Consider the following 20,915-nt stretch of genomic DNA (forward strand, 5'->3'; position numbering starts at 1 on the left):
CTTGATCTCATGATGAGACGGAAGAGACATGGCACAACAAGCAGCGCTGATCATCCCGAAAGTAGCTCCGAAGGGCCGGGACATTGGCTTCGCGCTCGGGATCGTGGCGATCCTGTCGATTCTCTTCCTGCCGATCCCTCCATTTCTGATCGACATGGGACTGGCCTTCTCGATCGCCTTTTCGGTGCTGATCCTGATGGTCTCGCTGTGGATTCAGCGCCCGCTCGAGTTCTCCTCGTTCCCGACCATCCTGCTAATCTCGACGATGGTGCGCCTGGCGCTGAACATCGCCACCACCCGCGTCATCCTTTCGCATGGTCATGAAGGCCACGGCGCTGCCGGCGGCGTCATCTCCGGTTTCGCCAGCCTCGTCATGTCCGGCGATTTCGTCATCGGTCTGATCGTCTTCCTGATCTTGATCACCGTAAACTTCATCGTCATCACCAAGGGTGCGACGCGTATCGCCGAAGTCGGCGCGCGCTTCACCCTCGATGCGATCCCCGGCAAGCAGATGTCGATCGACGCCGACCTGTCGGCCGGCCTGATCGACGAGAAGGAAGCGCAGCGCCGCCGGCGTGAACTCGAAGAGGAAAGCTCCTTCTACGGCGCCATGGACGGTGCGTCGAAGTTCGTGCGCGGCGACGCGATCGCCGGCCTGATCATCACCGCAATCAACATCTTCGGCGGCATCATCATCGGTTACCTGCGTCATGGCATGCCGATCAGCGAAGCGGCCGACGTTTTCGTCAAGCTGTCGGTCGGTGACGGCCTCGTCTCGCAGATCCCTGCACTCATCGTCTCGCTCGCTGCCGGCCTTCTGGTATCGCGTGGCGGCACATCCGGCTCCACCGACCAGGCCGTCGTCGGCCAGCTCGGCGGCTACCCGAAGGCGCTGATGGTCGCCTCCGGTCTGATCATTCTTTTGGCCGTGGTTCCCGGTCTGCCGTTCCTGCCCTTCGCCGTACTCGGCGGCGGCATGGCGTTCCTGAGCTGGCTCGTGCCGCGCCAGATCGAGGCTGCCAATGCCGCGCGTCGCGCCGAAGAGGCCGCCAAGGTCCAGCAGACCAAGGAAGGCGAGCAGGACTCCGTCAAGTCGGTGCTGAAGACCGCCGAGATCGAGCTCCTGCTCGGCAAGCAGGTCTCGACTCGCCTCCTTGGTGCGCACCAGGAACTCGCCTTCCGTGTCGGCAAGATGCGCCGCAAGTTCGCCGGTCAGTACGGCCTCGTCATCCCGGAAATCAAGGTTTCCGACGACATCAGCATTCCGGACAAGGCCTACCATATCCGCATTCACGGCACGACGATCGCGTCCAACACGGTGCGCGTCGGCGAAGTCCTGGTGGTCACCGGCGGCGGCCGCCGGCCGAGTGTTCCGGGCGACGAGATCCGCGAACCCGCCTTCGGCATGCCCGCGGTCTCGATCCTCGAAACCTTCACCGAGGACCTGAAGCGCGAAGGCTTCCATCCGATCGACAACGTCTCGGTGGTGCTGACCCACCTGAGCGAAGTGATCCGCAACAACCTGCCGCACCTGCTCTCCTATAAGGACGTCAAGGTGCTGATCGAGCGGCTCGATCCGGAATACCGCAAGCTCGCCGACGAGATCTGCACCTCGCACATGTCCTATTCGGGCCTGCAGGCGGTGCTGAAGCTGCTGCTGGCGGAGCGGGTCTCGATCCGCAACCTCCACCTGATCCTCGAAGCGGTCGCCGAACTCGCGCCGCATGTCCGCAAGACCGAGCAGATCGTCGAGCACGTGCGCGTACGCATGTCGCAGCAGCTATGCGGCGACCTTGCCGACAACGGCATCCTGCGCGTGCTGCGCCTCGGCAACAAATGGGACATGGTCTTCCACCAGGCGCTCAAGCGCGACGCCAAGGGCGAGGTTGTCGAGTTCGACATCGATCCGCGTCACCTCGAAGAGTTCAGCGAGCAGGCGACGAAAGTTATCCGTGAACATCTCGATCGCGGCATGCCCTTCGTACTGGTAAGTTCGCCCGAATCTCGTTCTTATGTGCGCATGATCATCGAGCGCCTCTTTGCCACCTTGCCCGTGCTCTCGCATGTCGAGCTTGCCAAGGGCCTTGAGATCAAGATCATCGGCTCCATTTCATGATCACCGACCCGGAGGGCACGGTGCTGGCGCTGTTCGCGGCTTTCTGCCGGATCGGCGGCTGCATCATGATCATGCCCGGGTTCTCCAGCGCACGCGTTCCGATGCAGGTGCGGCTGTTCATTGCAGTCGCGGTTTCCATGGCGATCCTGCCTGTCATGTGGACGGATATCTATCCGCAGGTGACCGGCAAGGGGCACAGCTACATCTATTTGATCGCCGCCGAGACGGCGGTCGGCGCGGTCATGGGTCTTGTCGCCCGCTACTATGTCCTGGGACTGCAGTTCACCGGAACGGCGATCACCATGCTGATGGGCTTTGCCTCGCCGCCATCGTCGGACGTGATCGAAGATACCCCCGAAAACCAGGTGACCAGCTTGATCAGCTTCACCGGCCTGATGGTGCTGTTCATGCTGGACTTCCATCATGTGATGATCGAGGCGATCGTTCAATCCTATCGCGCCATGCCGATCGGCACCCCCTTCGATCCGCAAGGCGTGCTGATCACGCTCACGGATTCGCTGTCGCAGATCTTCATGATCATGCTGAGGCTCGCGAGCCCCTTCATCATCTATGGCCTGCTGTTCAACGTGGCGATCGGCATGGTGAACAAGCTGGCGCCACAGATCCCGATCTACTTTATCTCGCAGCCCTATTTGATCATGGGCGGCTTGTTCCTGCTCTATCTCGGTATCGCCGCGATGCTGCGCCTGTTCGGCGACGGTTTCGCGCTGGTCATGCAGGGAGGATAGCCGGATGAAAACCCGCTCGCAGAAACTCAAGCGGCTGGTCGCCGTCCAGCGCCATCTCGAACAGATGGCGGAGGCGGATTTCGTCGAGATGGTGCGGCAGCGCGAGATCCTGGCCGAGACGATCGATGTCGTCGTCGATGCCATGGGCTCGGCGCACCCGATGCACCGCATGTTCTCCGGCCACTATTCCTCGCAGATCGGAAGGCTCGTGCAGAAGGACCAGATGCTGCACGGCATCCAGCAAACGCACGAGGCGCGCATGCTGAGAGAGCGCGCGAAAGCCGACCGGCTCGAGGAAAACATGAAGGAGGCCCGCCAGTCCGAGGACCGTGAAGAGGCCGACAATTCCATCTACGACCTGATCGATCAACACGTTACGGGCAACGCGCCAGCTTCCGGTAAGCTTGACGGGCGATAGTGCGTCATTCCCGGTTTGCTCCGATGGCGGAGCGGACCCGGGCCGACCAATGCCCAGGCTCGATTTTGAGAGGATACGTCATGGCCATCTCTCCGCCCAGCGATCTGGTGATGGATGTCGTGCGCGCCGCCGACCCCGCCGAAGTGCAGGAAGCGCAGGCGCGGTTGAAGGCCAACCGTGCCGCCTTCAAGGCGACGAGTCTCGCGGAAAACGGCAACGGCTTTGCCGCTGCCGTCAACGTTCTGAACCTGTCGCCCGAAGGTTCGAGCGGCCTCGGTGACCTCAACAACCGCGTCGAACAGAAGAAGATTCCGGAAACCTATCGCAAGTTCGAGGCCATGGTGCTGCAGAACTTCGTGAAGTCGATGCTGCCGACCGAAAGCGAGAACGTCTTCGGCAAGGGCAACGCGGGTGACATCTGGAAGAGCATGATGGCCGAGCAGATCGGCGACGTGATCTCCAAGAGCGGTGGCATCGGCATTGCCGAACAGCTCGCAGGTGCCGAAGGCACCGATCGGGTTCAGGCATCGCTCGACGGTAACAGCCGAAACCTCGCCGCAAGCCTCGTGCAGGAATACGAGCGCAAGACGCTGACCGGCTTCTCGACCGACAACGACAAGAACAAGCAAGCCTAGGGCGGGGTCGGGGAACTGCTTGCAGTTTTCCATCCGCATTCCGCTCTAATTCATAGGAATAGATCGCTTGAGAATCCGGTCGATCCGACCAGAAATCATCGTGATCCAATTGGGAGTTGATTCATGGAAGCCATGGCATCCAATGACGTCCGGATCCAGAACGTGCTCGGCCGCCTGGAAATGATCCTCGACAACGAGAACAGCCGGATCGGCGTCGACCCGGAATTCGATATCAAGACATCGAACGCCCACAAGAGCCGTTGCCTCTACGAACTGACGATGCTGCATCGTGACATGCTGCCGGGCGAAAACTCTTCGGCTTTCTCCTCGCATGCACTGCACCTGCGCGAGAAGCTGTCGGTCAATTCGCAGAAGGTCGAGGCGCATCTCGAAGCGGTTCGCGCCGTCGTCGACCTCCTGAAGACCGCCGCCCAGGATGCCGATGCGGACGGCATCTATTCCGAAGCGCAGTTCCGCTATAGCGATTTCTGATGCTGAAGCTCGTTTTCACCGGGATCTGGGTCTGCGCGGTCACGCTCGGATCGGTCTATTTCTCGATGCAAAGCGCCTCCGCGCCCGTCGTCGCTGACGGCGAGGCCGCCCGGCGCGCAGCGGAGCAATATGTTCCCGGTGAGATGATCACCATCCCGGTCATACGGGATGGTTCGGTTCAGGGCTATTTCCTGACCAAGCTTTCCTTCTCCGCCACCAAGGAGGGGATCAACAACCTTCGCGCGCCGCTGCGTCAGATGGTTACCGATGAGCTTTACGATTTGCTCGTCGGCTCGAAATTCATCGACATCGCCGACACCGGCACGTTCGACCTGCCGACGTTCAAGACGACGGTCAAGGACGGCCTGAACAAGAAGCTCGGCGGAGAGGTGATCACCGAGGTGCTCGTCGAGCAGCTCGAATATCTGACCAAGGAAGACGTCAAGCGCGTCGCCAACAGCCAGAACGTGCCGCGGCAAAAGCCGGTCCCGATCGTCGACAAGAACGGCAATGTCGCCGATGACAAGTTGCCGGAAGGCGCCGTCAAGGCAAGCAGCTCGCACTGACGATTGTTGGAAGGGTCGCCCGGGCGGGGTTCCGCTCGGCCGCTTGCCCCCGGCGAGGCCGTATCCGTCAGTTCTTTTCCGGGGTGCGGTACTGCTCGTTGACGAGGCCGAGTTCCGCCATCAGCCGGCCGATCGCCACATAGAAATGGTATGACCCGGCCGCCGCCAACCCGCTCTTGTTCCACAGTTCCAGCCCGCGCGGCACCGATGCACCAAGTAGCGCCAGCGATTTGCCGAAGGTCCTCAGCCGCCCTTTGAAGCTCGGGTCACGCCGATGTTCGAGCATCGTCGAGATCGCGCCGTTCCTGAGGCTGCGCGCCCTGATCCAGGATGCGCTGGTGCGGCGGGCGGGTACGGTCTCGGCAACCCAGGCATCGGCGGCCCAGGCAAACGAAAACCCTTTCGCCTTGCAGCGGCTGTAGAAATCCGCATCGCCGCCACCGATGAAGTTGAAGGCGGGATCCAGGAAAGGTTGCGGCATCGCGTCCAGCACCCCGCGCGTGACGAGCACGTTGCCGGAGGAATAAAGGATGGGAACCGGCCCGGTCGCGTCATAATGGGGCGTGAAGACCGGATGGCGTTTCCACTTCTGCCCGCCATCGCCTTCGAAAACCGGAAGCTGCGGGCCGCCGACCATATCGGCGCCGGTCGTTTCCTGTGCCGCGATGAGGCAATCGAGCCATTCGGGCGCCGCCACTTCGTCGTCGTCGATGATCGCGATCGCCTTGAGGTTCGGATAGGTCGCGAGCGCCGTCGCCCAGCCGGCATTGTAGGCGTAGCAGTTTCCGCGCTGGTGCGCGACGATCACGACCGATTCCGAAGGATGCCCGAGGAAGAAGTCCTTGGCCGCCGCAGCCCCGGCCAGCCCGTCGGCATCGTTTTCGACGACGACCGTGGCGAAGGAGAGGTCAGGCCTTTGGGAAACAATGGTTTTTAGCGTCTTGACGACATGCTCCGGCCGACGGAACGTCGGCAGCACGACGACGAGTTCGATGTCGCCGGCGTCTTCCAGCTCTGTCCGGAAGTAGACGGAAATGTCCTGGCCGGTCGTCGTCATGGCGAAACCTGTAAAAGCAAAATTGCGTCGCAATACAGCAAATCTTCCTAAACAGATGCTGAACCCTGGCGGCAGTTTTTGAAAGGGGTCTTTAAGCGCTCCTTCATCCCATGCTGCTAATGAAGGCCGCAGTTCCATTCATGACGCGTGGCAAAATGCATCTGGTCCTGGTCTCTTCGCTCGTTCCCGTCGCCAATCCGGCGTCCGGTTTCGACATTGCCAACCGGGCGGTGCTCGACGGTCTGCGCGCGCTCGGTCATCGCGTCAGTGTCATCGGTTTTCTTCAGCCGGGACGCGTGCCCGCGCCCGATTGCGACATGCACCTGCTCGGCGAACTGGAAGTCACCAATGCCAAGGTGGGAACACTGCAGAAGCTGAGCTGGCTCGCGACCGCCTTCCTCAACCGCACGACCGTCTCATCCGGCAAGATGCTGGTGGTGTCGGCGAGCCGGATCCAGTCGATCCTCGAGAGTCTCACTCCGTTCGACGGTCTCGTGCTCAACTCGGTGCAACTGCCGGCCGCCTTCCAGCAGGTCTTCCGCCCCTATCCGTCGATCTATGTCGCGCACAATGTCGAGGCGGATTCTGCCTTTGAGAATGCCGAGCGGGCAAAGGGTACGGTCGAACGTTTTCTTTTCCGGCGCGAGGCGCAGTATCTCGAACGCTACGAGCAGCAACTGGCGCAAAATGCCGTGGCCGTCTGGACGTTTGCGGAGGCCGACCGCTTCGGCTTCGGCCGCGCCGTCAGCGACCGGGCCTTCGTGCTGCCTCTGGTCACCGGTTGGGACGCGGCTGCGGTATCGGAGGAAACACCTGACCTCCAGCAGGACCTCGGCTTGATCGGGACCTGGAGCTGGCGGCCGAACCGATTGGGGCTCGACTGGTTTCTCGCCGAGGTCGTACCGCATCTGCCGCAGGATCTTTCGATCGCCATTGCCGGCCAGATGGATGGCATACCGGCGGTTTCCCATCCCGGCGTTCGCTTCGTCGGGCGGGTACCGGATGCACGCGCCTTCGTCACGGAAAGCGCGGTCATACCGCTCGTCAGCCGGGGCGGTACGGGCGTGCAGTTGAAAAGCATCGAGACCTTCGAACTCGGCATGCCATCCGTGGCGACGCAGGCGTCGCTGCGCGGCATCGAGGCGCTCCCTGAGAACTGCGCGGCCGCCGAAGATCCGGCCGAATTCGCGCGCCTATTGGTCGACAAGGTCACCCGGGCGCGCGGCGGCGACCGCCAGCGCCTTGACGGTTCGGTCTTCCATCGCGCCCAGAAGGCAAAGCTGATGCGGGTCATGCGCAATGTGCTGGCCGGCCTCGCCCCCAGCGCCGCGGTCGAGGCGCCCTCTGTCCCGCCCGAACTGAAGGTCCATGACGGGGGGCGGTCGTGACCAAGACGACCGCTGGCGCGAACGCCGCCCTGTCCAGGCGCCTCATCCTGGGCATGCCGGTGGTCGATTTCGATTGGGAGGGCGCCTTTGCCTTTGCGGCCGACGCGCTGTCGCGCCCCGGCGGGCAAACGACGCTCGCCTTCCTCAATGCCAACAATGCCAATCTGATGATGCGCGACGGCGCGTACCGCGAGGTCCTCGGCCGCCAGGTCGTGCTTCCCGACGGTCACGGCGTCGATATCGCTTCCTACCTCTTCTACGGCAGCATGTTCCCCGCCAATCTCAACGGCACGGATTTCGTGCCGGCGCTGCTGACCTTCATCGACCGGCCGCTTCGCGTCGCGATGATCGGCGCCCGTGGGAAAGTGCTGACGCGCGCGGCCGAGAACTTTCGCAGGCATGCGCCATGGCACGAGTTTATTCCCGTTTCCGACGGGTTCTTCGATCGTGACCGCTCCGAAGAGGTGCTTGCCGATGTCCGGGCGCTGAATGCCGATATCCTGCTGGTGGCGATGGGAAGCCCCGGCCAGGAGAAATGGGTCGATGCGCATGTGGGGCCACAGGACGCCCGGCTGGTCATTACCGTCGGCGCGCTCTTCGATTTCGTCGCCGAGGCGTTTCCGCGGGCGCCGAAATTCCTGCGCCGGATGCGGCTGGAATGGTTCTTCCGCCTGGCGGTCGAGCCACGGCGCATGTGGCGTCGCTATATTCTCGGAAACCCGCTTTTCCTGTCTTACGTCCTCTGGCACAAGCTGTCGGGGCGGGCGCGGGAAAGCGTCGCCGACAGCAGCCTTCGGACGGGAACATCGTGAACGGTCAGACCATGCGCACAGCCATTGTCACAGCGTCCTACGCCAATGACTTCGAGCGCTGCCGGCTGATGTGCGAAAGCATGGACCGCAAGCTTCAGGGCGATTGGAAGCACTATTTACTGGTTGCCGATTTCGACGTGAAGCTCTTCCGACAACTGGAGGGCTCCAGACGCCAGGTGATCAGCGAACGCGATCTCCTGCCCTGGTGGCTGCATCCCATCACCGACCCACTGTCGGGTGGCCGCCGGAAGCTGTGGCTTAGCCCGTTCGGCCTGCCGCTGCGTGGCTGGCATGCCCAGCAGCTTCGCCGCCTGGCGCTCGCGCGCCATATCGACGAGGCGGCCATGTTTGCCGTCGATTCCGATGTCGTCTTCCTGCGTGCCTTCGATCCCGCCAGCCTCTGGCAGAAGGAACGGCTGACGCTCTACCGCAAGGACGGGGCGATCAACGCGCATATGCGCTCCAACCACCTCGAATGGCTCGCCCATTCCGACCGGCTTCTCGGCATCGGCCCCTACACGCTGCCGGCCAACGACTATATCAACACGCTGATCGCGTGGCGCACCGATACCAGCCGCAAGCTGCTCGAACATATCGAGACGCTGCATGGCCGGAACTGGGTGAGGGCGATGACCCGTACCCGCGCCTTCTCCGAATGCACGATCTACGGCCGCTTCGTCGACGAGGTGCTCGGCGGGGAAGGGCACGTTCCCTCCGATGCCGCGCTCTGCCATGTGCTCTGGTTCGAAGACAGTTATCGCCAGGATCTCACTGGTCTCAGGGCGTTCCTGAAGGATATGGCGCCGCATCAGATCGGCATCGGGGTTCAGTCCTTCGTCGGCCACGACCTCGACGATATTCGCCGGGCGGTGTTCGAACTCGCGGCCTGACGCTCCTGCTCAGATGACCCGATCGGTTGGTTTCCTGAGTGCCGAATAGGTCAGTCCGAACGACAGCGCGTAGAGGACCAGGAAGATCCCGTTGAGTGCCGGCGCCCAGGTCGCGACATCGGTCGTAGTCTGCAGCAACAGCACCAGTAGCCCCACCTTGACGATGCCGGCAATCAACAGGTTCAGCATGCGCCGCACCGTACGGCCGGTCGCGTAGAGCAGTTCGGAATGATATTCGATCAGGTTGCGGAACGAGGGCACGAGCAGGATCATCGCCACGATCGGCGCGGCCGCCGACACATTGCGCCCGAGGCCATCGGGAAAGACCCACAGATAGAATGCCATGGCCGCGATGGCGGCAAAGGACGCAAGCGCCACCAGGAGTTCGATCGACAGCCGGACACCCCAGCGGGCGATCGCCTCGGGCGTTCGCATGATGCGCTGAACGAGCAAGGTGTTGAACGACCGCACCGGCAGCGCCGTCAGGTCCGCCAGCCGCATCAGGATGGCATAGAGACCGGACACTGCCGGACCACCGATCGCAAGCACGGCGATCTTGTCGAACTCCGACTGGATGTAGAAGAGCACCTCGGCGCCGGCAACCGACACAGAATCCGCCCAGCGCCGGAAGTAGAGCCGGGGCTGCCAGCGCAGTCGCACACGCGGATAGAACCAGAAAAGAGCCACCAGCAGGCCGAGCGTATTTGCAAGCAGATAGAGGTAGGACCAGGCTTCGAGCGTTTTCCAGGGGAGCAATGCAAGGAGCAGGGCAGCACCGGTGCGGATCGCCGTTCCGATCACCACGAGCAAGGCGCCGCGCCCGAAACGTCCGAGGCCGTTCAGCACGATGACGGCGGTCTCCAGCCCGCGCCAGCAGAGGATCTCGGCCATCATAAAGGCAGCAAAGGTGCCGGCCGCCATGTCGCGGGAAAAGAGGGCGAGGAAGGTGACCGCGCCGATGATTGCGATCAACGGCAGCGACAGGAGGGCGCCGACCAGGAAGCCGGCGCTATAGGTGCCGACCAGCAGCGGCTTGACGGTCGCGACACGATAGAGCGGCGACATGAAGCCGAAGGCGAGCACGCGCGATATCATGATGCCGGCGGCGGACGCGGTTGCGAACAACCCGAAGTCGGCGATGGCGAGCGTGTTGGCAACGGCGATGAAATAGACAAGCGACAGCACGAGCCGGCCCGCCGAACCTCCGGTCATCGAGAGGTAAGCGTGGATGAGCGCCCGGTGGCGGAGATAAAGCGCTTTGATGCGATGGGGCACGGCCGACATTTCCAGTAGCGCGTTTCCCGCTCGATGCCGATGGAAACGCTCTATCTCCTTGATATCTCACAGTTCCAAGGGCAGGGCGCGCAAAGCGTTCGCCTGGAATTGCGCTCGTCTCTCCGTCATAGGCGGGAAAGCTTAATAAGGCGTGAGATCACGCCGTTCGCGCCGTCACTTCCCGCCGAAATTAACGATTTGTTTTCCATGTTTCCTTAGGTTGGCTTCACTATTCGGAATTCGCCGTTTCGGCAGCCGCGGGATCAGTCATGTTCAACATCGACGACGAGAAACGCCCGGTTCCGCGTGCATCGTTGCTCGATTTTGCAGCAGAGGACGCGCGCGATCCTGCGCGTGTGCGCGACAGGCGCACCGCCGACCCCACGGGTGAGGGCTCGTCCTTGCTTGGTCGCCCGTCCGGCTCCGGTGGATCAACCAATCACGCAGCGGCGCCAGATAAAAACCGCGCGAAAGGTCGTCAGGCGCGCGGCGAAACGGCACGCGCTTCAGGCAAGGCCCCGGTTGCCCGCAGCCAGGGACGCCTCGGCGGCATGCGTGACAAGTTTGCGCGCTGGCTGGTCGATCGTCCGCCCGAGGGTGCTGTGCCGACGGTAGCTGCCGACGGGCAAGCGGCAGGCGATCGTCCGCTCGTTGATATCAAGACCGTGGTTCGCGCGGTCTGGCAGCTCCGCAAGATCATTCTCGCGACCACGGCGCTTGGCGCCGTCGGTGGCGTTTTGCTGGCGCTGTCAACGCCGAGCACCTTCGTCTCCGAAAGCAAGCTCTATGTCGATCCGCGCGAAGTGCGGCTGACCGATTCCGATCTGTCGAAACAATCGCTGGCAACCGAAGGCATTCTGGCCATCGTCGACAGCCAGCTCGAAGTGTTGCGCTCGCGAACGGTCATGGAAAAGGTCGCAGCCAGTCTCGAACTGGAAAAGGATGCGGAGTTTGCCGGCAGGATGGCCGGTGGCGATGCGTCCGCGCGCGTCCTGAAGAATTTGGGCGAGGCCATTCAGGTCTGGCGCGATCCGAAAACCTTCATCGTCACCGTCGAAGCAAAGACTAGGGGCCCCGAGAAGTCGGCCCTGATCGCCAACCGGCTGGTGGAGACCTTCCTCGGTGAGGAGACGGCTGCGCAGTCGGGCTTCTTCCAGAAGACCACCGTTGCACTCGACGCGCGCATCAAGGAACTGAAGGCCGAGCTCGATGCAGCCGAAAAGGCGGTTGAGGACTACAAGGCGGCGAACGATATCGTCGGTGCCGGCGGTGAGCTGATCGCCGACAAGCAGCTCCTCAGCCTCAGCGACCAGGTCGCTGCGGCGCGCAACCGCATCGCCGAAGCGAAAGCCAAGGCCGATGCCTCCGGCAAGGTTCAGCTCAACGATGTCCTGACCGGCGCCTATCCGGAGGAAATCAGCTCGCTGGCGCTCTCCGAACTGCGCAAGCAATATGCGGCGACCAAGGCGCAACTGAGCGCGCTTGACGCGAGCCTCGGGCCGCGCCACCCGCAACGCATTGCCGTTCAGCAGGCGCTCGAGGCGTCGCGCTCCGAGATCGCCAACGAGTTGCGCCGCATCGCGGCCGCGGCCGGGACCGAGCTCGACCGCGCCCAGCGAACGGAACAGGATCTGGTGCAGCAGCTTGCCGTGCAGAAGGCCCGGCAGATCGATTCCTCGGCCGAATTCGTCGAACTGCGCGAACTGCAGCGGAAAGCGGCGGCAACCCGCGAAATCTACGAATCCTTCCTGAAGCGCGCCGGCGAAACGCGCGAAGAGGAAAAGCTGACCGCAAAGAACATCCGGGTGATCTCCAAGGCCGAGCCGGCGCTGCAGGCAAAGGGGCCCTCCCGCAAGATCATCGTGATTGCCGCCACCATGGCGGGCTTCTTTGCCGGCCTCGGCCTCGGCGTGCTGCTCGGCATCTATCGCAGCTTGAACGGATTGTTCCCCTCGGCCCGAAAGGTCGAGGACGACGCGGCGCCCGAGCCGCCGGAACCTGATGGCGGCCCCGAGCCCACACGGCGCTCGCAGCCGCAGCCCGATCCGGCTTCGGCCAAGCTCGAACTGCCGCCGCAGTTCAGCCCGGCCGCGCATCATGCGCAATCGCTGAATGCTGCCTATGCCGTCGCTCGCCGCAGCGCGACGGCCGGTCCGGCTGCGGCCGAACCGGTGTCGCAGACCGTAGACGAGGATGATGCCGACATCGCCAAGGTCCAGGAAGGCCTTCGCGCTCTCAGGTCCCGGGTCGAGCACTATTCCCGCCAGAAGCTCGCGCGCCGTTGATACGACGGGAAGGCGGAGAGCATGCTCCGTTCGCCTTGCATCTTGTGAGGCTGGGACCTCAAGTCTTTCGACGAAACCACGTCCACCTCTCAGTGTTGAGAGGAAATATCGTCGGGGCGCCCGAAACGGCAGCCAACCGCGCCGCCGCCTCTTGCATTTATGCGTTTGGGACAGCATAGGGCGCGTTGAGGCCATCGCCTTTTCTGAGGCGAACTAGAGTATGCCGCGTGAACAGGAAGCTAGGAGGAACATGCCGTGACGACTGTGATTGATGGCAAGAAGGTCGCCGCTTCGGTGATCGAAAGCGTGAAGGCCGCGACCCGTGCGCTCGAAACGGATGCAGGCGTTCGCGCAGGTCTCGCCGTCGTGATCGTCGGCGACGATCCGGCAAGCCACGCCTATGTTTCTTCGAAGAGCAAAATGGCCAAGGAATGCGGCTTCCAGTCGGTCCAGCATACCTTGGCCGAGGCAACCACCCAGGAAGAGCTCACGGCACTCGTCGCTAAGCTCAACGCCGATCCCTCCATCCACGGCATTCTCGTGCAACTGCCGCTGCCGAAACATCTGAATTCCGAGCCGATCATCCAGTCGATCCTGCCGGAAAAGGACGTCGACGGCCTGCATGTCGTCAATGCCGGCAAGCTCGCGACCGGCGATCTCGAAGGCGGTCTCGTCTCTTGCACGCCGGCCGGCGCCATGGTTTTCGTGCGCCAGACCCATGGCGACGATCTCTCTGGCCTGAATGCCGTCGTCATCGGCCGTTCGAACCTGTTCGGCAAGCCGATGTCGGCCCTGTTGCTCGCCGCCAACGCGACGGTCACGACCGCCCATTCGCGCACCAAGGATCTGCCGGCCGTCTGCCGCAACGCGGATATCCTCGTTGCTGCCGTCGGCCGTCCGGAGATGGTGAAAGCCGATTGGGTAAAACCGGGCGCGACGGTGATCGACGTCGGGATCAACCGCGTACCGGCGCCCGAGAAGGGCGAGGGCAAGTCCAAGCTCGTCGGCGACGTCGCCTTTGCGGAAGCCGCCGAGGTTGCAGGCGTGATCACGCCGGTGCCGGGTGGCGTCGGGCCGATGACCATCGCCATGCTGATGGCCAACACCGTGATTGCCGCCTATCGCAAGGCCGGCCGAAAGCCGCCGCGCTTCTGATCCCGGGTCACATGGGATGACGAGACGCGTCGCGATTGCGGCGCGTTTTCATTTTTGCGGGGCCGGTCCCGTCGAGGCGCGCACGATCAGTTCGGCGCGCCAGAGTTCCTGTTCCGGATAGTCGCCGCGCTTCAGGATGCCGCCGATCAGCCGTGTGGCGATACGCGCCCCGGCGGCTCGGAGCGACGAGCGCGTCGTCGTCAGCGGGATGCTGAAATTCTCAGGCTTCAGCATCGGCAGCACGTCGTCATGGGCGATCAGCGAAATGTCTTCGCCGATTTTCAATCCCGCCTGGTTGATCGCTCGGACTGCTCCAAGCGCCAGCACCGTACTTGAACAGAGCACCGCCGTCGGCGGCTGCGCATTCTGGAGGAAGGGCTGCATGCTGCGATAACCGTGCTCGTCGGTCATCAGCGAATGCTGCACAAGCGCCTCGTCGAGCGAAAGGCCGTGTTCGGCAAGCGCCCGCAGCATGCCCTTTTTCCGGCGAATGGAAAAAGCCAGATATTCCGGGCCGTTGATCAGCGCGATCCGCTGGTGTCCGAGCTGTATGAGCAGCCGTGTCGCGTCGTAGAAGGCACTCGTATTGTCGATGTCGAGGAATGGGTAGTCGCGGCTTTCGCCGATCGACCGGCCATGGACCACGAACGGGATCGACAGCGATTTCAGCATGGCGATGCGTGGATCGTTGGCACGCATATAGGCGAGGAACAGCGCATCGACATTGCCGCTTGCCGCCAGGCGCCGGAAGGTCACTTCCTCGTCTTCCGGCGCACTCGGGTTGAGCACGAAGTGGAAGTCGTGCTTGACCGCCTCTTCGGCAAGCCCGGCGAGAAACTCGCCGAAATGCACGTCGGAATCGATGCCGGGCGCAATCGGCATGACCATGCCGATCGAATAGGCCTTGCCCGTGGCAAGCCGTTGGGCGGCGCGGTTCGGCCGGTAGCCGGTTTCGCGCACGGCCTCAAGCACGCGCTGGCGGGTCTCTGCATTGACTTCCGGATAGCCGTTCAAAGCCCGACTGACCGTCGTCTGTGACAGGCCGAGCAGTTCCGCAAGTTGCTTGAGATTGACCGCCATGGTCAGGATTCCTCCCAAAGCGCTTTGGATATCCCTATGATTTTTAGTGTTTGGTCCCAGCGCCCAAGGTTTGTGTAGCATCCGTTTTTCGAGCAACAAAGCGGAATTCAACCATGGCGCGGTGCAAAACGATACCGCAGAGCACAAAAATGTCGCCGCTAGAGCAGGTTCCGGGAAAGCTCTTGACTCCTTCAGTGTCGCAATGGTTTGTTAGCGAACTCAAAGCGCTTTGAATTTTTGCGCATTGACGTCTGCCCGGGGGGATCCGGGTTCATCTTGGGAGGAGAAAGACTTGAAGAGATCATTGCTGTTGGGCGTGGCCGCCTTTGCCCTGATTGCGGGTGCAGCCGGCGCCGCCGACCTCAAGTTCAAGCCGGGCGAAGATAGCAAGTTCAACTGGGCGAGCTTCGAGGAATTCAAGAAGGGCCACGACCTCAAGGGCCAGACGCTGACGATCTTCGGCCCCTGGCGCGGTGAGGACGAGGCGCTGTTCAAGAGCGTCTATGCCTACTTTACCGAAGCGACGGGCGCCGAGATCAAGTACTCCTCGTCCGAAAACTACGAACAACAGATCGTCATCGATACCCAGGCCGGAAGCCCCTCCGAAGTCTCCATCCTGCCGCAGCCGGGTCTGATCGCCGATCTCGCCTCCAAGGGCTATCTGACGCCGCTCGGCGACGACACCCAGAAGTGGCTGCTCGACAACTACGCCGCCGGCCAGTCCTGGGTCGATCTTTCGACCTACAAGGGCAAGGATGGCAACGCTGCGCTCTATGCCTTCCCCTACAAGATCGACGTGAAGTCGCTCGTCTGGTACTCGCCGGAAAACTTCGAGGACGCCGGCTACGAAGTGCCGAAGACCATGGAAGAGCTGAAGGCGCTGACCGAGAAGATCGCCGCTGACGGCGGCAAGCCCTGGTGCATCGGCCTCGGTTCGGGCGGTGCGACCGGCTGGCCGGCGACCGACTGGGTTGAAGACATGATGCTGCGCACCCAGCCGGCCGACGTCTACGACAAGTGGGTCAAGAACGAGATTCCGTTCACCGATCCGGCTGTCGTCGGCGCGATCGACGAGTTCGGCTGGTTTGCCAAGAACGACAAGTTCGTTGACGGTGGCGCCGCAGCCGTTGCCTCTACCGACTTCCGCGACAGCCCGAAGGGCCTGTTTGCCTCGCCGCCGAAGTGCTACCTGCACCACCAGGCGTCGTTCATCCCGTCCTTCTTCCCCGAGGGCACCAAGGTCGGCGAGGACGCTGACTTCTTCTACATGCCGCCCTATGAGAGCAAGAAGGAGCTCGGCAATCCGGTGCTTGGCGCCGGCACGCTCGCCATGATCACCAAGGATTCGCCGGCTGCCCGCGCCTTCATCGAATTCCTGAAGACGCCGATCGCGCACGAAGTCTGGATGGCGCAGACGAGCTTCCTGACGCCCTACAAGAGCGTCAATGTCGACACCTACGGCAACCCGCCGCTGAAGAAGCAGGGCGAGATCCTCCTGAACGCCACCACCTTCCGCTTTGACGGTTCCGACCTGATGCCCGGCAAGATCGGTGCCGGCGCGTTCTGGACAGGCATGGTCGACTTCGTCGGCGGCAAGTCCTCGGCCGAGGTTGCCGACGGTGTGCAGAAGGCCTGGGACGCCATCAAGTAACAATCGAAAACGGGCGGCAGAAATGCCGCCCGTTATCGCCCTGGGTTCGCAGCTCAGCTGGACGAGGAAAAGCGGATGCGATTTTCCGTTCGGTTCACGCTCGTCACGATGAGAAGCAGCGCGCCCCAATGAGAACGGCGACAATCGCCAGCCCTGCACGGGGACGTGCATCGAAGGGGAGGGACATGTCATGTTTTATCAGCTTGCCGCTGCTGCGGGGTTCATGCTGGCCGGTGTGCTCGGCTGCGCCGCCTATTTCTGGGGAACCAGTCTCATTCTCGACCTGATCTTCCCGTCCAAGGGAAAATCGGGCGCGGTTGCGTCGCGAAACCTGCGCATCACCAATTCGATCCGGCCGTGGCTGTTCCTGGCGCCGGCGCTCTTCGCCCTTGCGACCTATCTCATCTATCCGGTCTTCATGTCGCTCTGGTACAGCGTGCATGATCGCGCCGGTCAGAATTTCGTTGGCGTCAGCAACTATGCCTGGATGGTCAATGACGGCGAGTTCCGCCAGTCGATCTTCAACAATTTCCTCTGGCTGCTCGTCGTGCCGGCGCTGTCGACCTTCTTCGGGCTTGTCATCGCGGCACTGACCGATCGCATCTGGTGGGGCAATATCGCCAAGACGCTGATCTTCATGCCGATGGCGATCTCGTTTGTCGGCGCTGCCGTCATCTGGAAGTTCATCTACGATTTCCGCCCGGAAGGCGCAGAGCAGATCGGCCTTTTGAACGCCATCGTCGTTGCCTTCGGCGGCGCGCCGCAGGCGTGGATCACGTTGCCCTTCTGGAACAACTTCTTCCTGATGGCGATCCTCGTCTGGATCCAGACGGGCTTTGCGATGGTCATCCTGTCGGCGGCCCTTCGCGGCATCCCGGAAGAGACGGTCGAGGCTGCCGTCATCGATGGTGCCAATGGCTGGCAGATCTTCTTCAAGATCATGGTGCCGCAGATCTGGGGCACGATCGCCGTCGTCTGGACGACGATCACCATCCTTGTGCTGAAGGTCTTCGACATCGTGCTCGCCATGACCAACGGCCAATGGCAGAGCCAGGTGCTTGCCAACCTGATGTTCGACTGGATGTTCCGTGGGGGCGGTGACTTCGGTCGCGGCGCGGCCATCGCCGTCGTCATCATGATCCTCGTCATTCCGATCATGGTCTGGAACATCCGCAATGCGGCCAAGGAAATGAAGGGGCACTGAGATGAATCCAGCGACACGTTCCCCTCTCATGTGGGTCGTCCACCTCTCGGTCTTCCTGATCGTCGCACTCTGGACGCTGCCGACCGCGGGCCTCCTGATCTCGTCCCTGCGCGACAAGGATCAGCTCGCCGTCTCCGGCTGGTGGACGGCGCTTTCGACCTCGTCGCAGAACATCGTCGTTCGCGCACCCGGCCCGGACGCCCAGGTCGAGCGCGACGGCAAGTTCGTCATTTCCGGCAACCTGCTCGACGGGCAGGCGGGGCAGATCTCGGCCTTCGGTTTCAACAGCCGTGAGCCGACCGCATTCAAGGCCGGTGAAACCGCCGAACTCAACGACGGCGAAAAGCTGACCGTGCAGGCCGACGGCAATTTCGAGATTGTCTCCGACAAGAAGATGGAAGGGTCGCGCGGCCAGCGCGTCTTCGTCACCGCGTCGTCGCCGCCGCGCTTTACCTTCGACAACTATGTCGAGGTTTTGAGCGCCGAAGGCATCGGCCGCTCCTTCATCAACTCGCTGACGGTTGCCGTACCGGCCACGATCATCCCGATCATGATCGCCGCCTTCGCGGCCTATGCGCTTGCCTGGATGCCGTTCCCGGGTCGCGCCATCCTGATTGCCGTCGTCGTCGGTCTGCTCGTCGTGCCGCTGCAGATGTCGCTGATCCCGCTCTTGAAGCTCTATAACGGCGTCGGCGCCTTCTTCGGCGTGCCGGCCAAGACCTATGTCGGCATTTGGCTGGCGCATACCGGCTTCGGCCTGCCGCTGGCGATCTACCTCCTTCGCAACTACATGGCCGGCCTGCCGCGCGAAATCATGGAATCCGCCCGCGTCGATGGTGCCAGCGATTTCGATATCTTCGTCAAGATTATCCTGCCGCTGTCCTTTCCGGCGCTCGCTTCCTTCGCGATCTTCCAGTTCCTCTGGACCTGGAACGACCTCTTGGTCGCCATCGTGTTCCTGGGCGCCGGTCCGGACGAACTGGTTCTGACCGGCCGGCTCGTCAACCTGCTCGGTTCACGCGGCGGCAACTGGGAGATCCTGACGGCCTCCGCTTTCATTACCATCATCGTTCCGCTGATCGTCTTCTTCAGCCTGCAGCGCTATCTCGTGCGCGGCCTGCTGGCGGGTTCGGTCAAGGGCGGCTGACAACCAGGGACTTTTTGCGACAATGAGCATGACCGAAATGAGCCAATCCACGATGCAGCCTGACAAGGACTGGTGGCGCGGCGCGGTGATCTACCAGATCTATCCGCGCTCCTACCAGGACTCCAACGGCGACGGCATCGGCGACCTCAAGGGCATCGTCGCCCGGTTGCCGCATATCGCCGCGCTGGGTGCCGACGCAATCTGGATTTCGCCGTTCTTCACCTCGCCGATGAAGGACTTCGGTTACGACGTCTCCAACTACACCGATGTCGATCAGATCTTCGGCAGTGTTGCCGATTTCGACGCGGTCATCGCCGAGGCGCACCGCCTCGGCATCCGGGTGATGATCGACCTCGTTCTCTCCCATACGTCGGACCAGCACCCCTGGTTCGTCGAAAGCCGATCGAGCCGGACGAATGCCAAGGCCGACTGGTACGTCTGGGCGGATTCCAGGCCGGACGGCACCCCGCCCAACAACTGGCTGTCGATCTTCGGCGGCTCGGCCTGGGCCTGGGATCCGACGCGCCTGCAGTACTACATGCACAACTTCCTGACCTCGCAGCCGGACCTCAACCTGCACAATCCGGAGGTTCAGGACGCGCTGCTGGCCGTTGAGCGTTTCTGGCTGGAGCGCGGCGTCGACGGCTTCCGCCTCGACACCATCAACTTCTACTTCCACGACAAGCAGTTGCGCGACAACCCGGCGCTGGCGCCGGAGCGCCGCAACGCCCAGACCGCGCCGGCGGTGAACCCCTACAACTACCAGGAACATCTCTACGACAAGAACCAGCCCGAGAACCTCGAATTTCTGAAGCGCTTCCGCGCGGTCATGGACGAGTTCCCGGCGATCGCCGCGGTCGGTGAAGTCGGCGACAGCCAGCGCGGGCTGGAGATCGCCGGCGAATACACCTCCGGCGGCGACAAGATGCAGATGTGCTACGCCTTCGAGTTCCTGGCGCCGGATCCGCTGACACCGGCGACCATCGCCGAGGTTCTCCGGAACTTCCAGAAGGCGGCACCTGAAGGATGGGCCTGCTGGGCCTTCTCCAACCATGACGTCGTGCGCCACGTCAGCCGCTGGGGAGCGGGCGTTGCCGATCGCGACGCCCATGCAAAGCTGCTCGCGAGCCTTCTAATGTCGCTGCGCGGCTCGGTCTGCATCTATCAGGGCGAGGAACTGGCGCTGAGCGAAGCGGAACTGGCCTATGAAGACCTGAAGGATCCCTATGGCATCCAGTTCTGGCCGGATTTCAAGGGGCGCGACGGTTGCCGCACGCCGATGGTCTGGGACGGTGCCGCCGTCAACGGCGGCTTCGGCAGCGCAAAACCCTGGCTGCCCGTGCCGGCGGAACACTTGAAGCGCGCCGTGTCGGTGCAGCAGGGCGACGACGCGTCGGTGCTCGAGCACTACCGCCGCTTCCTGCAGTTCCGCAAGGCGCACCCGGCCTTTGCCAAGGGCGAGATCGAATTCCTGAACACGGATGGCTCGGTGCTTGCCTTCGTGCGCAGCCACGGCAATGAAAAGCTTTTCTGCCTGTTCAACATGAGCGGCGCACCGGCTGCAGCCACACTGCCGAATGAGCCGGTGGCTGCGTTGGAAGGCCATGGCTTCGTGTCCGAGGTCAAGGATCGAACAGTTCACCTGCCGGCCTGGAGCGCCTATTTCGGGCGGCTGGTGTGACGGCGGATGACAACAGGGATAGACGGGAAAAACCGAAGGGGAGCGTGCAATGACGGGTCTGCTGCTTAAAGATATCCGCAAGTCCTACGGCGCGGTCGATGTCATTCACGGCATCAATCTCGACATCAAGCAGGGCGAGTTCATCGTCTTCGTCGGCCCGTCCGGCTGTGGAAAGTCGACGCTTCTGCGCATGATCGCGGGTCTCGAGGAGATCACCGGCGGCGACATGTTCATCGACGGCGAACGGGTCAACACCGTGCCGCCGTCGAAGCGCGGCATCGCCATGGTGTTCCAGTCCTATGCGCTCTATCCGC

Annotated in this window: 19 protein-coding genes; 16 read left to right on the forward strand and 3 right to left on the reverse strand. The window is 62.6% G+C overall.

Translation table 11 applies throughout. The annotated features are described in order from the left end of the window. The first annotated feature begins 28 nt into the window (after positions 1-28). The 6 genes from flhA to L981_RS29285 all read left to right on the forward strand — a co-directional run bounded on the left by flhA (position 29) and on the right by L981_RS29285 (position 4,976). Positions 29-2,116 carry a flagellar biosynthesis protein FlhA gene (flhA, locus tag L981_RS29260; RefSeq protein WP_043624949.1) on the forward strand — a complete coding sequence of 696 codons (2,088 nt, stop codon included), beginning with the start codon at positions 29-31 and terminating at the stop codon, positions 2,114-2,116. Beyond that, positions 2,113-2,865, forward strand: coding sequence for a flagellar biosynthetic protein FliR (fliR, locus tag L981_RS29265; protein ID WP_043624952.1), 753 nt, complete (start codon positions 2,113-2,115; stop codon positions 2,863-2,865). The genes flhA and fliR overlap by 4 nt, the downstream gene beginning before the upstream one ends. Before the next feature lie 4 nt (positions 2,866-2,869). Continuing rightward, the gene (locus L981_RS29270; RefSeq protein ID WP_043624955.1) at positions 2,870-3,283 is read left to right on the forward strand and encodes a hypothetical protein; all 414 of its coding nucleotides are present in this window, start codon (positions 2,870-2,872) and stop codon (positions 3,281-3,283) included. Positions 3,284-3,363: 80 nt separating this feature from the next. Further along, the gene (locus L981_RS29275) at positions 3,364-3,918 is read left to right on the forward strand and encodes a rod-binding protein (protein ID WP_043624958.1); all 555 of its coding nucleotides are present in this window, start codon (positions 3,364-3,366) and stop codon (positions 3,916-3,918) included. Positions 3,919-4,041: 123 nt separating this feature from the next. Continuing rightward, entirely contained in the window at positions 4,042-4,410 is a 369-nt protein-coding gene (locus tag L981_RS29280) for a hypothetical protein (protein WP_043624961.1), read from the forward strand. After that, positions 4,410-4,976: a hypothetical protein gene (locus L981_RS29285; protein WP_043624964.1), complete on the forward strand. Its 567-nt coding sequence runs from the start codon at positions 4,410-4,412 to the stop codon at positions 4,974-4,976. Before L981_RS29280 ends, L981_RS29285 begins: the two co-directional genes overlap by 1 nt. A gap of 67 nt (positions 4,977-5,043) precedes the next feature. Here the strand turns inward: L981_RS29285 and L981_RS29290 are convergent, their stop codons facing one another. Next, positions 5,044-6,033, reverse strand: a complete 990-nt coding sequence (locus L981_RS29290; protein ID WP_043624993.1) for a glycosyltransferase family 2 protein — start codon at positions 6,031-6,033, stop codon at positions 5,044-5,046. Between the two features lie 140 nt (positions 6,034-6,173). Here L981_RS29290 and L981_RS29295 point away from each other — a divergent pair, with 140 nt between their 5' ends. From L981_RS29295 to L981_RS29305, 3 genes are read left to right on the forward strand one after another with little or no spacing between them, the layout of a single operon-like run. After that, positions 6,174-7,421, forward strand: coding sequence for a glycosyltransferase family 4 protein (locus L981_RS29295; protein WP_245281738.1), 1,248 nt, complete (start codon positions 6,174-6,176; stop codon positions 7,419-7,421). After that, positions 7,418-8,233, forward strand: coding sequence for a WecB/TagA/CpsF family glycosyltransferase (locus L981_RS29300; RefSeq protein ID WP_245281739.1), 816 nt, complete (start codon positions 7,418-7,420; stop codon positions 8,231-8,233). The genes L981_RS29295 and L981_RS29300 overlap by 4 nt, the downstream gene beginning before the upstream one ends. Positions 8,234-8,244: 11 nt before the next feature. Further along, complete coding sequence (locus L981_RS29305) at positions 8,245-9,123, forward strand: DUF6492 family protein (protein WP_043624997.1); 879 nt, start codon at positions 8,245-8,247, stop codon at positions 9,121-9,123. Between the two features lie 9 nt (positions 9,124-9,132). On the opposite strand, the gene L981_RS29310 is transcribed toward L981_RS29305, so the two are convergent. Then, the gene (locus tag L981_RS29310) at positions 9,133-10,407 is read right to left on the reverse strand and encodes a transporter (RefSeq protein WP_043624966.1); all 1,275 of its coding nucleotides are present in this window, start codon (positions 10,405-10,407) and stop codon (positions 9,133-9,135) included. 260 nt (positions 10,408-10,667) lie between these two features. Here L981_RS29310 and L981_RS33485 point away from each other — a divergent pair, with 260 nt between their 5' ends. Next, positions 10,668-12,683, forward strand: coding sequence for a GumC family protein (locus tag L981_RS33485; RefSeq protein ID WP_052202084.1), 2,016 nt, complete (start codon positions 10,668-10,670; stop codon positions 12,681-12,683). 255 nt (positions 12,684-12,938) lie between these two features. Then, positions 12,939-13,838 (forward strand): bifunctional methylenetetrahydrofolate dehydrogenase/methenyltetrahydrofolate cyclohydrolase FolD, encoded by a 900-nt coding sequence (gene folD / locus L981_RS29320; protein ID WP_043624969.1) that lies wholly within the window; start codon positions 12,939-12,941, stop codon positions 13,836-13,838. A 48-nt stretch (positions 13,839-13,886) separates the two neighbouring features. Here folD and L981_RS29325 read toward each other — a convergent pair whose 3' ends face one another. Next, positions 13,887-14,918, reverse strand: a complete 1,032-nt coding sequence (locus L981_RS29325; protein ID WP_043624972.1) for a substrate-binding domain-containing protein — start codon at positions 14,916-14,918, stop codon at positions 13,887-13,889. Between the two features lie 292 nt (positions 14,919-15,210). Between L981_RS29325 and L981_RS29330 the strand changes: the two genes are divergently transcribed. The 5 genes from L981_RS29330 to L981_RS29350 form a co-directional block, all read left to right on the forward strand. Continuing rightward, positions 15,211-16,569 carry an ABC transporter substrate-binding protein gene (locus tag L981_RS29330; protein ID WP_043624976.1) on the forward strand — a complete coding sequence of 453 codons (1,359 nt, stop codon included), beginning with the start codon at positions 15,211-15,213 and terminating at the stop codon, positions 16,567-16,569. 190 nt (positions 16,570-16,759) lie between these two features. Beyond that, entirely contained in the window at positions 16,760-17,773 is a 1,014-nt protein-coding gene (locus L981_RS29335) for a carbohydrate ABC transporter permease (RefSeq protein WP_043624978.1), read from the forward strand. A 1-nt stretch (position 17,774) separates the two neighbouring features. Next, on the forward strand, positions 17,775-18,920 hold the full coding sequence (locus L981_RS29340; protein ID WP_043624980.1) for a carbohydrate ABC transporter permease: 1,146 nt from the start codon (positions 17,775-17,777) through the stop codon (positions 18,918-18,920). Between the two features lie 22 nt (positions 18,921-18,942). Next, the gene (locus L981_RS29345) at positions 18,943-20,601 is read left to right on the forward strand and encodes an alpha-glucosidase family protein (RefSeq protein WP_043624983.1); all 1,659 of its coding nucleotides are present in this window, start codon (positions 18,943-18,945) and stop codon (positions 20,599-20,601) included. 49 nt (positions 20,602-20,650) lie between these two features. Further along, positions 20,651-20,915 (forward strand): ABC transporter ATP-binding protein (locus L981_RS29350; protein ID WP_043624986.1); only part of this gene is annotated, 265 nt, incomplete at its 3' end.

The sequence above is a fragment of the Ensifer sp. ZNC0028 genome (assembly GCF_000799055.1).
GTDB lineage: Bacteria > Pseudomonadota > Alphaproteobacteria > Rhizobiales > Rhizobiaceae > Ensifer.

What these genes read in the sequence shown, in the direction of transcription:
- L981_RS29295 (WP_245281738.1), top strand. Translation starts at nt 6,174, where the DNA reads ATGACGCGTGGCAAAATGCATCTGGTCCTGGTCTCTTCGCTCGTTCCC.
- L981_RS29305 (WP_043624997.1), top strand. Translation starts at nt 8,245, where the DNA reads ATGCGCACAGCCATTGTCACAGCGTCCTACGCCAATGACTTCGAGCGC.
- L981_RS29290 (WP_043624993.1), bottom strand. Translation starts at nt 6,033, where the DNA reads ATGACGACGACCGGCCAGGACATTTCCGTCTACTTCCGGACAGAGCTG.
- L981_RS29345 (WP_043624983.1), top strand. Translation starts at nt 18,943, where the DNA reads ATGAGCATGACCGAAATGAGCCAATCCACGATGCAGCCTGACAAGGAC.
- L981_RS29280 (WP_043624961.1), top strand. Translation starts at nt 4,042, where the DNA reads ATGGAAGCCATGGCATCCAATGACGTCCGGATCCAGAACGTGCTCGGC.
- L981_RS29275 (WP_043624958.1), top strand. Translation starts at nt 3,364, where the DNA reads ATGGCCATCTCTCCGCCCAGCGATCTGGTGATGGATGTCGTGCGCGCC.
- L981_RS29340 (WP_043624980.1), top strand. Translation starts at nt 17,775, where the DNA reads ATGAATCCAGCGACACGTTCCCCTCTCATGTGGGTCGTCCACCTCTCG.
- fliR (WP_043624952.1), top strand. Translation starts at nt 2,113, where the DNA reads ATGATCACCGACCCGGAGGGCACGGTGCTGGCGCTGTTCGCGGCTTTC.
- L981_RS29285 (WP_043624964.1), top strand. Translation starts at nt 4,410, where the DNA reads ATGCTGAAGCTCGTTTTCACCGGGATCTGGGTCTGCGCGGTCACGCTC.
- flhA (WP_043624949.1), top strand. Translation starts at nt 29, where the DNA reads ATGGCACAACAAGCAGCGCTGATCATCCCGAAAGTAGCTCCGAAGGGC.
- L981_RS29325 (WP_043624972.1), bottom strand. Translation starts at nt 14,918, where the DNA reads ATGGCGGTCAATCTCAAGCAACTTGCGGAACTGCTCGGCCTGTCACAG.
- L981_RS33485 (WP_052202084.1), top strand. Translation starts at nt 10,668, where the DNA reads ATGTTCAACATCGACGACGAGAAACGCCCGGTTCCGCGTGCATCGTTG.
- L981_RS29270 (WP_043624955.1), top strand. Translation starts at nt 2,870, where the DNA reads ATGAAAACCCGCTCGCAGAAACTCAAGCGGCTGGTCGCCGTCCAGCGC.
- L981_RS29310 (WP_043624966.1), bottom strand. Translation starts at nt 10,407, where the DNA reads ATGTCGGCCGTGCCCCATCGCATCAAAGCGCTTTATCTCCGCCACCGG.
- L981_RS29335 (WP_043624978.1), top strand. Translation starts at nt 16,760, where the DNA reads ATGTTTTATCAGCTTGCCGCTGCTGCGGGGTTCATGCTGGCCGGTGTG.